Below are 8,904 nucleotides of genomic sequence, written 5' to 3'. Positions count from 1 at the left end.
CCTCATCGGGGCGGAAGAACTTGTATTCGCGCCAGTTGCGGATGCGCGGCATCAGCTGGATGCCCAACAGATGCGAAAGGCCGAACACCGGCAGCGACTGCCCCTGCGTGTCGGCGTGGACGGTGTCAGGCTGGATGTCGGAGGTGTTCTTCAGCAGGCCATCGATGATGTAGACCGCCTCCCAGACTCCACACGGAATGAAGTGGCTGAACAGCGCGACATACGTATCGGACACGTGGTGGTAGGCGATGCCGCCGTAGCCGCCATAGCGGATGTGGTACGAGGCGAGCAGATTCTGGTCGTAAAGATCGTATTTGGTGCCGTCGGCGGCCGCGCTCTTGCCGTCGCCCCAGCATTTGGGCAGCTGCAGGCCGGCGTAGCTGTTGATGATGTCCCGACAAGCTGCCGCCAGTTTGTTGGCATCCACATGCCGGCGGTTGACAAACGACAGCATGTGCGCCGAGACAGCGCCACGCAGGTGTCGGGCAGCCTGGGCCGGTCCGAGGTTGCACCCATAGGTGAAGGCGGTGAGGACGTAGCGCTCGGTCGGTTGCTCGATCTTGGCGTCCGAGCCGGACAGAGGACCGAAGTGCCGGGGCCAGCGCGTCCAGTGGGCCACATCGCACAGGATCTCGATGACGCTGCGTTCGCGCATGCGGTCTAGGACGGCGGTTTCTAGGGCACGGGCCCCGGTGCTCATCTCCTTGGCCTTGCTGCGCTTGAGCACCGGGATACCATCCTCGCCGATGACCACCTGGCCATTCTCAAGATAGCCCTGATCGGTCAGCTCGGCGACCTGCATCAGGCGCGATTGCAATGCATTGACGAAGCCCACGGCCGTGGCCGGCAGCCCCACCTGCTTGCAGTAATCCTTCAACATAGGTTCGCACTGGTCCCACGGAAGCAACTGCTCGCGGTAGTCGGCGTAGGTTTCCGATCCGCGCACAGCCACGTCGCCCGATTTCAGTTCGTTGGCCAGCGATGAGAACACACAAACCTCGAACAGGCGCCGGTGGATGCGCTCTTCGTTCTGTTCGGTGCGATGGACGATGGTCTTGCGCCAGAGTTGGGTGGTGAATGCCAGATCGACTGGTTCATCCAACCAATCGCTGCGGGTTCGTTCCTGCGTCAGGATCAGCTCGATCGCGTCGATCAGCAAGCGATCCTCGGTGGTCGAGGCCAAGTCCAGCCTACGCACCATCCGCAGGATGGTGGAGCGGTGACTTTTGTAGAACGGCCACAGCAGCGGCAAGTGATTGTCGCCACTATGCGCCGCAATGGCGTTGCAGTCGGCCTGCAACGTCTGCACGCCGCCGTGGGCGTTGACCAGGCGGCGGATTTCACGCCCCGCCTCGGTGTCGCCGCGATGATGGTCGAGGACGCGGACCACATCCGACATCGTCGCCACGATCGCTTCGGTCTTCTCGCGATAGCGCGCCCTCAGCCGCTCCAGTTCCTCTCGGCCCCGGTTGTGGATGTTCCCCATGCGTTTGATGAACATCTCCGCGAGATCGTCGCGCGTCTGGACCCGGGCCCGGTGGATCAAGCACACCAGTACGGCGTAGCGCTTGGCGGGCCGAAACTTGCGCAGCTCGGAAGCATCCAATGCCCGCGCCTCGGCGGCGAAGTGCTTGCGCTTGACCTCCGGGATGCCCGCCAGGTGCAACTCGCTGCCGACCAATTCGTCCAGTTCGCCGATATGGTCGATCAACTCCTGGAAATGCTGCAGCGAAGAGCGCTTGGGCAGGCGCTTGATCGCGTGCAGCGGGCTCTTCTGACGCCCCTGTTCGACCTGCAGGAGGCCTTCCAGGCGCTGTTTTTCGTCGATGGTCAGTCTGGCCTCGATCTGGGCGAAATAGCGCCCGTTGACCAGCGTGCGGATGCGCCGGGTCAGGCGATCCAGTGTGGAGAACGCCGGCAGCTCGACGCGATCACGCACGAGCTGTTCGATGGCTACATTGATCAGGTCCGCCGGGTTTTCCATCACCGCAGCGGCTTCGTATACCGCGCGTGCAGCAATCTTCAGCCCGCCATCGCTGTAGGCCCGGACCTGCAGGAATTGCCGGATTCGGCGGTAGTAGCGATAGCGCGAGGCGTTGGCAAGATTCGCTGGCTTGACCTGCACGCGCAGTTTCAGCGCGCTGCGGATATGGCGCACCACCGCCGGCGGGACTTCGTCCAGCATGGGGAAGTACCCCAGCCGTTGGAAGGTCTTGAGCAGGATCGTCAGCGTCAGGCGGTGCGCAGGCTGACGGGTGTACTCGGCAACGAAGGCCACCTCAGCGTCGGTTGGCGTGTAGGCCGCAACCAGTTCGCGGACGACCGGGTTGCGCTTGAATTGCGGGTATGCGGTCCGTTCGATCGACGCCATCCAGCCCCTCAGGTCGTTGCATGCCTGGGCAGCGCGGACGCTTCCGGCAGACTGGCGTCGATGCGCTGGCGGGCGAACGGATCGGCCCCGTCGATGTAGCGTATCGCCGACTGCACGTCTCGCCAGCCGACGTACTCCATCAGCGCCTTGACGTCCCAGCCGTTGGCGTTGGCCCAGCCGGCGAAGCCGCGGCGCAGCGAGTGGCCGCTGTAGGCGTTGGGAGAGCTCAGCCCGGCCTCGCGGAAGATCCGCCGTAGCAGACGCACCAGGCTGTTGGGGTGGAGCGGCGCGGCGGCAATGCCGCCCCAAGTGCGGCGACATGCGAGCCCAGGGCATAGTCAGGCACGATCGCCGAAGCCACCTTCTGCGGATCTTGCGGCATGACGCGCGTGTCCACGTTCTTGCCCCAATAGCTGTAGGGCCAACCGTAGAAACCGCCTTCGCGTACGGACGTGAGGTAGTCCGGCACCAGATTGGGGCCGATTTCATCGCGCTCGTTGACCACTGCCCACAACGCACCGCTACCGGGCTGGATGGCCAGCGCCGTGGGATTGCGGATACCGGTCGCGTACGGCTTGTGTGCGCCAGTCGCGGCATCTACCTGCCAGATCTGCGCGCGGTCGAGCTCGACCGCCATGCCCCGTTCGGTGATGTTGCTGTTGGAGCCGATGGCCACATACAGATGGCGGCCGTCGGCGCTGGCAGTGAGCGCCTTGGTCCAATGGTGATTGATGGCCGACGGCAGGTCGGTCACTTTGGTGGGCGCCCCGCTCGCCTGGGTCTGGCCCTCGCGATAGTCGAAGCGTACCAACGCATCCTGGTTCGCCACGTACAGCGCGTTGCCAATCAACGCCAGCCCGTAAGGCGCGTTGAGCTTGTCGGCGAACACCGTTTTCAATTCGTAGGTGCCATCGCCATCTGCATCGCGCAGCAGGGTCAAGCGGTTGCCGCTCTTTGCTTTGGAGGTACCCTTGGCCTTGATCGCACCGGCAATGACATCCTTTGGCTTGAGGTTCGGCGCGCCGCCGCCACGGCCTTCTGCCACCAGGATGTCGCCGTTGGGCAACACCAGCGTCTGGCGCGGAATACCCAGATCCCTGGCGATCGCGGCGATGCGATAGCCTGCCGGCACCGTGGGCTTGCGCTCATTCCAGGCGGTTGGCTCGGCAATCTTCATCTCGGGCAGCAGACCGCGGTCCGGCTCCGGCAGTTCCGGCGTTGCGCCGCGCTGACTGACTTCGGGCGCTTTGCCGCATGCGGCCAGCGCTGCGGCAAGAATGGAGACCGTGATGATGCTGGTGGTCTGACGCTTCATCGTGCACCTCCTACGCGCAGACCGGACAATCCTGCCCAGGTCGCAACCAACGCGAACAACGTTGCAATCGCCGACAGCGCCAGGGCTGCCGGCATGACGGCCCATGCGTCGCGGGCATGATGCAAGGCGTCGAAAAAGCCCACGATCCACGCAGCAATGAGCGCAATGATGTAGATCAGGTTACGGCTTCCGCGCACAAGCGCGACGATGGCGCACACCAGCGCGATCGTGGTCAACACCATCGCGCCGACCAGCAGCCAGGATGCGAAGTTGCTCCACTGGATCTGATAGCTGCTCCAGTAGGCGTAATCGCTCAGCAACGCGCCGAGAAACAGCGGCCACACACCGCCGAGCACGGCTGCGTGGAACGGGTGGACGGCCCATGGACGGGCCGGAACGGTCGTTGAATTCATAGCGGACTCATTGGGGCAATGGCGAAACGTGCCCCGATGCTGACAGCTTGCATGTGATGAGCAGCGTGATATTTGCGCGATTCGCGCCTTGCAGATGACGTTGGCTGGCGCCGGCTTGTGCCTTTCGAACGAACGCAGGGGCTGCATCTATTGTCGCGCTCGATCCCTGGGCAGCATGCTGGCCGGCAGCAGGCTGCCTGTGGAAGTGCACCGCAAGCCTCTGCAGCGCCCACACCCTGACAACACGCGATGCCCGGCCATGTGCAGCGCAGACCTTCGCTCACGGCTCCCGCTCATCCGCTCCGCCGACCGTTCGCTGCCTGTCCCGACCGCACGTCATGCATCGCTGGGCGCTGCGCGGTTCCGCTCCCAAGCTGCGCTCCATTCACTGAGGGAGCAGGTTTATGAAGACAATTGCGGTGATGCTGCTGGCCACCGCGCTGAGCATGGCCGGCACGGCCCGCGCGACGGAGACCACACCGCCGGTATCAGCCATGGCCGAATTGGCGCGCGAGGCCGCGGCGTTTTTCAAGGACAGCCAGCCCGGCGGCGTGGTGCTGGTGACGCGCGGTGATCAGGTGCTGCTGCGCCAGGCCTACGGCATGGCAGACATCGAAAATGGCATAGCCATGCAACCGGACGCGGCATTGCGGCTGGCCTCGGTCAGCAAGCAGTTCACCGCCATGGCGGTCCTGCAACTGGTGCAGGCGGGCAAGCTGCAACTGGATACCTGCCTGGAGTCAGTGGACCCGGCGCTGAGCGGCCCGCTCGCCAAGGTCACCGTGCAGCAACTGCTCACCCATACCTCCGGCATCAAGAATGTCAGCAGCATCGCTGCCTTGCGCGCCGCGCGCGCCGCGCGGCGGGAGGACACCGATGCGCGAAGCCTGATGAACTACTTCAAGGACCTGCCGCTGGAGTTTGCTGCGGGCAAGCGCTTTCGCTACAGCAACTCCAACTATATCGTGCTGACCTATCTGATCGAACGCATCACCGCTCAGCCCTACCCGGTCTACATGCAGCAGTCGGTGTTCCAGCCGCTGGGCATGCTGCATACCCGCTACGATGACCATCTCACCGTAATCGCCAAACGCGCGCATGGCTATCGCCGCACCCAGGGCCAATTGCAGAACGCGGACTTCATCAGCATGTCGCAGCCGCAAGGCGCGGGCGGTCTGATCAGCACGGTGGACGATCTGGCGATCTGGCACCGCGCATTGCGCGACGGCTTGCCGGTGTCGGCATCGCTACTGGCGCAGGCAATGCGCAAGACGACGTTGGCCGATGGCGGCGCCTCGCCCTACGGCTTCGGCTGGATCATCGGCCAGGTAAACGGCCTGGCCGACGTAGAGCATGGCGGCTTCATCAACGGCTTCAACAGTTATGTAGTGCGCGTGAGACAGCCGGACGTCTTCGTGACCGTGTTGACCAATGCCGAGTTCCTGGACCCGACCAACCTGAGCGTGCGGCTGGCCGCCATCGCCGCCGGGCATGCCTATGCGGCGACGGTTGCACTGCGCAGCCAGGACCGCGCATGGCTGGGCCGTTACCGCTTTGCTGCAGACGATGTACGCGTGCTTGCAGAAGTGGACGGCGTACTGCAACTGCAACGCGAGGGAGAAGACCCGGTTGCCGTGCTGCCGCATGCCGACGGCCGTTACTACCTGGGCGAGAGCCTGGATGCGTTGAGCTTCGAGAACGGCGGCGATGGCAAGGCAGTCATGACAATGCACGATCGCGTGATGGGTGACAGCAGCGGCACCCGCGAATCGATCGGGGGCAACTGAGAAGCGGCTGCGCGGCTGCCCTCCGGCGGAACCGGTGCACAGAGTCGGCATATGCCACACGCATGCTCCATGGCTCGCGTGCGCCATCCGCACTGATCCGGCGACTGGCCGCCGCGTTTGCAGCTGCTCATAAACCGCCGAAAGCTAAAGGCTGAGCAGCTCTCTGAAGCGCGCGCTCTGGCGGCGGGACACGTCCACCTCCAGCCCACCGCGCAGGGTCAGCATCAGGCCGCCGTTGCTCCACGGTGCGACCTGCTCCACGAAGTCGAGATTGACGATGTACTTGCGGCTGGCGCGGAAGAATTTGTCCGGCGCCAGTTGCGTTTCAATCGCGCCGAGCGGCCGGTACAGCAATGGGGCATGGTTCTGGAAGTACACCCTGCTGTAGTTTCCGACCGCTTCGATCAACCGCACATCGCGTGGCTTGACCAGGAAGCAGTGCTCGCCGTCCTTGATGAAGATGGCGCTGTCCATCGCACGCCGCACCGGCGGGACGGCAACCGCGTCGCCTAGTTTCTCGATCGCCTGGGCAAGCCGCTGCGGTTCGATTGGCTTGAGCAGGTAGTCCACCGTGTTGTAACCGAACGCCTTGAGCGCATGCGCATCGAAGGCGGTGGTGAAGATGATGCGCGGTACCCGGCTCAGGCGCTCCAGCACATCGAACGCGTTGCCGCCGGGAAGGTCGATATCCAGAAAGACCACGTCCGGCGTAGCCGATTCGATCAACTGCACCGCACTGTCCACGTCATCGGCATGGCCCAGCACACGCAGCTGCGGGTAACCCTTGAGCTGGTGCTCCAGTTCGAAGCGGGCCAGCTCCGAATCTTCCACGATCACCGCTTCGATCACGCGCCTTCTCCAATCCATACATGCGCCACCACCCACGCGCCTTCTTCAGTTAATTCCAGACCGGCGCGTGATCCGAACGAGAGCTGCAGGCGTTGGCGCAGATTCGCCAGGCCCGTGCCGCCGCTGCCGCCGGTTTGCAATCGCCCGCTGTTACGCACATGGAGATGCAGCGCATCATCTTGCACGGCAATGCCTACCTGCAGATCGCCAACGCTGCTGCTGAGCCCCAGACCGTGCTTGATCGCGTTTTCCACCAGCAGCTGCACGCAGAATCGTGGTACCCGTCGCAGCAATGTGGCTGCATCCACTTGCTCGGCATAGCGCAGGCGCTTGCCGAGTTGCATGCCGACCAAGCCCAGATAGTCGCGCACGACCGCCATTTCTTCCTCCACGCTCACCAGGGCTTCTTCGCCGCCGGTGAACTGGTAGCGTAGCGTGGCGGCAAAGCGGGTGATCTGTTCGCGTGCCAGCTCTGGATCGATGAGGATGAGCGCTCGAATATTGTTGAGCGTGTTGAAGGTGAAATGCGGGCTGATATGGCCGAGCAGACGTTGCAACTGCGCCTCCTTGAGCGCCAGCCGCAGATCGTTCTGGTGGCGAGTCGCTTCGGCTAGCCGCGTCTGTCTGCTGATCGACAGGTACAGCAGGCTCCAGGCGATGTAGGCCGGCCATAGCAGGGCCGTGCCCGAGATCATCGGCTGCGCCTCGGACAGCGCCATCAACCCCGGCGAGAGTCCGCGCAAGCCCAGCAGCACGCTGTGGACCGCCACATCCACGCCCAGCGCCGCCATCAGGCTGGCAACCAGCAACAGGCCCAGCCAACGCACTTCGCCATAGCCATCGGCTTGCAGCGTTCGATAGAGCCGGCGCAGCAGCAGGCTGCCCAACAACCCGCCCACGCTAAAGCCAGCCACTGCGGCCAACTGCAGCCCATCGGGCACCGCTTCCTCGCTGGGCCGAGCCACGTAGGCAATCGCCAGGAACAGCGACCAGCCCAACGTCTGCATCAGCCAGAACATGCGCCCTACTCCGCGCATGCCGGGTCTTTGCTTGTCTCTGTCACGCCGCCTCATCTCCGTCCGGCATGCCAGCGACGCGTTGCCACTGATGCCGAGGCCGAGAATAGGGCCGGGTGAAGGCGATTGCACGAGGTGGATGACCGCCGATGCGTTTCTCACCGCAGCGCTGGTCGAACCGGTCGCCAACGCAGTCGCCGTCTGCTGGCGTCTGCGCGCTAACCCTGTGCGTTGCCGGGCGGGGTCGAGCGCGGGCGCGTTTGCTTCTTCAGCAATTGGCCGATGTATTGCTCGGCCAGTTTGCTGCCGATGTCCACGGCGGCCTGCAGCGAACCGAAGGTGGGAGATCCCGTCAACGGCACCGACTGCCCGCCTACCTCCAAGGTGTCCAGGACCACGCGCTGGTGCTCGAGCTGACGGGCCACTACGGCATAGGCAATGCCATGCAGCGTGCCTTCCATCGTCAGCAGATCCTCGGGCGATGTGGTGCTCATCCGCATCGAGCATAACGACGATCGGCCCGGGTGGCAGCAGCACACTTTGAACCGTTTACACGATCGCAACCCACGCTGCAGCGAGCGTCGCCAAACCTGGCGCCGGCACAGGTAGCGCAGCGGCGATCGGCCTTGCGTGATGTAGAACCGCGATGGGGCGCGGCAACACTCGGACGCGCCGGACGCAGCCGCGCAGCGGCAGGCGATGCGCTCCCAGCCCATGACGGTAAGCGTCATCGCGGGTGTTTGATCCAGTCTGCGGTCGGGGAATGGACCTGCGCGTGTCGGAATTTAAATCCACCACGCAGGAAAAAAACACGTGCCATTCAGCTGCATCTCCGGTTGAAGGATCAACGACCTGAAGCTGCTCGGTTTATTTCAAATTCCTGCCCGATCTTTAAGCAAATGGCGAACTGGTTAATTTGACCCGCCTGACGTGCCGGATTACGCACAATGGGCGTTTGCACCAGACCTCGCTTGGTATATTTCCGGAAATATATTCAATGAAACGAAAAGAGGAAATGAGCAAATTAGTATAATTCTGCGACCGGCAACCCTGTCACGAAGGCGCAGCGCTAGAGCCCGTTAGATCCGCTAACTTGCGCTTGAATTCGCTATCCGTATAGTGATTTCACTGACAACCCCAATGCCATTCCCTG

At 63.4% G+C, this 8,904-nt stretch carries 6 protein-coding genes and 2 pseudogenes; 1 reads left to right on the top strand and 7 read right to left on the bottom strand.

The annotated features are described in order from the left end of the window. From J7360_RS05885 to J7360_RS05870, 4 genes and pseudogenes are all read right to left on the bottom strand, one after another. Nucleotides 1–2,371: Tn3 family transposase (locus J7360_RS05885; protein ID WP_209033439.1), on the bottom strand; the 2,371-nt coding region annotated here is incomplete at its 3' end. Between the two features lie 44 nt (nucleotides 2,372–2,415). After that, a pseudogene (locus J7360_RS05880) lies at nucleotides 2,416–2,679 on the bottom strand (tyrosine-type recombinase/integrase); the annotation flags it as partial. Beyond that, a pseudogene (locus tag J7360_RS05875) lies at nucleotides 2,676–3,686 on the bottom strand (PQQ-dependent sugar dehydrogenase); the annotation flags it as partial. The pseudogenes J7360_RS05880 and J7360_RS05875, both read right to left, overlap by 4 nt. Continuing rightward, nucleotides 3,683–4,099 (bottom strand): hypothetical protein, encoded by a 417-nt coding sequence (locus tag J7360_RS05870; RefSeq protein WP_005916026.1) that lies wholly within the window; start codon nucleotides 4,097–4,099, stop codon nucleotides 3,683–3,685. The pseudogene J7360_RS05875 and the gene J7360_RS05870, both read right to left, overlap by 4 nt. A gap of 404 nt (nucleotides 4,100–4,503) precedes the next feature. On the opposite strand from J7360_RS05870, the gene J7360_RS05865 reads away from it, so the two are divergent. Further along, complete coding sequence (locus J7360_RS05865) at nucleotides 4,504–5,886, top strand: serine hydrolase domain-containing protein (protein ID WP_209033437.1); 1,383 nt, start codon at nucleotides 4,504–4,506, stop codon at nucleotides 5,884–5,886. Nucleotides 5,887–6,030: 144 nt separating this feature from the next. On the opposite strand, the gene J7360_RS05860 is transcribed toward J7360_RS05865, so the two are convergent. The 3 genes from J7360_RS05860 to J7360_RS05850 all read right to left on the bottom strand — a co-directional run bounded on the left by J7360_RS05860 (nucleotide 6,031) and on the right by J7360_RS05850 (nucleotide 8,245). After that, nucleotides 6,031–6,753: a LytTR family DNA-binding domain-containing protein gene (locus J7360_RS05860; protein WP_022559223.1), complete on the bottom strand. Its 723-nt coding sequence runs from the start codon at nucleotides 6,751–6,753 to the stop codon at nucleotides 6,031–6,033. After that, nucleotides 6,732–7,754 (bottom strand): histidine kinase, encoded by a 1,023-nt coding sequence (locus tag J7360_RS05855; RefSeq protein ID WP_209033435.1) that lies wholly within the window; start codon nucleotides 7,752–7,754, stop codon nucleotides 6,732–6,734. Before J7360_RS05855 ends, J7360_RS05860 begins: the two co-directional genes overlap by 22 nt. Before the next feature lie 215 nt (nucleotides 7,755–7,969). Further along, nucleotides 7,970–8,245 carry a hypothetical protein gene (locus tag J7360_RS05850; protein ID WP_039731535.1) on the bottom strand — a complete coding sequence of 92 codons (276 nt, stop codon included), beginning with the start codon at nucleotides 8,243–8,245 and terminating at the stop codon, nucleotides 7,970–7,972. Nucleotides 8,246–8,904 lie beyond the last annotated feature (659 nt).

The organism is Xanthomonas sp. D-99 (genome assembly GCF_017746145.1).
GTDB classification, from domain to species: domain Bacteria; phylum Pseudomonadota; class Gammaproteobacteria; order Xanthomonadales; family Xanthomonadaceae; genus Xanthomonas; species Xanthomonas cissicola.
This window is presented reverse-complemented; position numbering and strand designations above follow the sequence as displayed.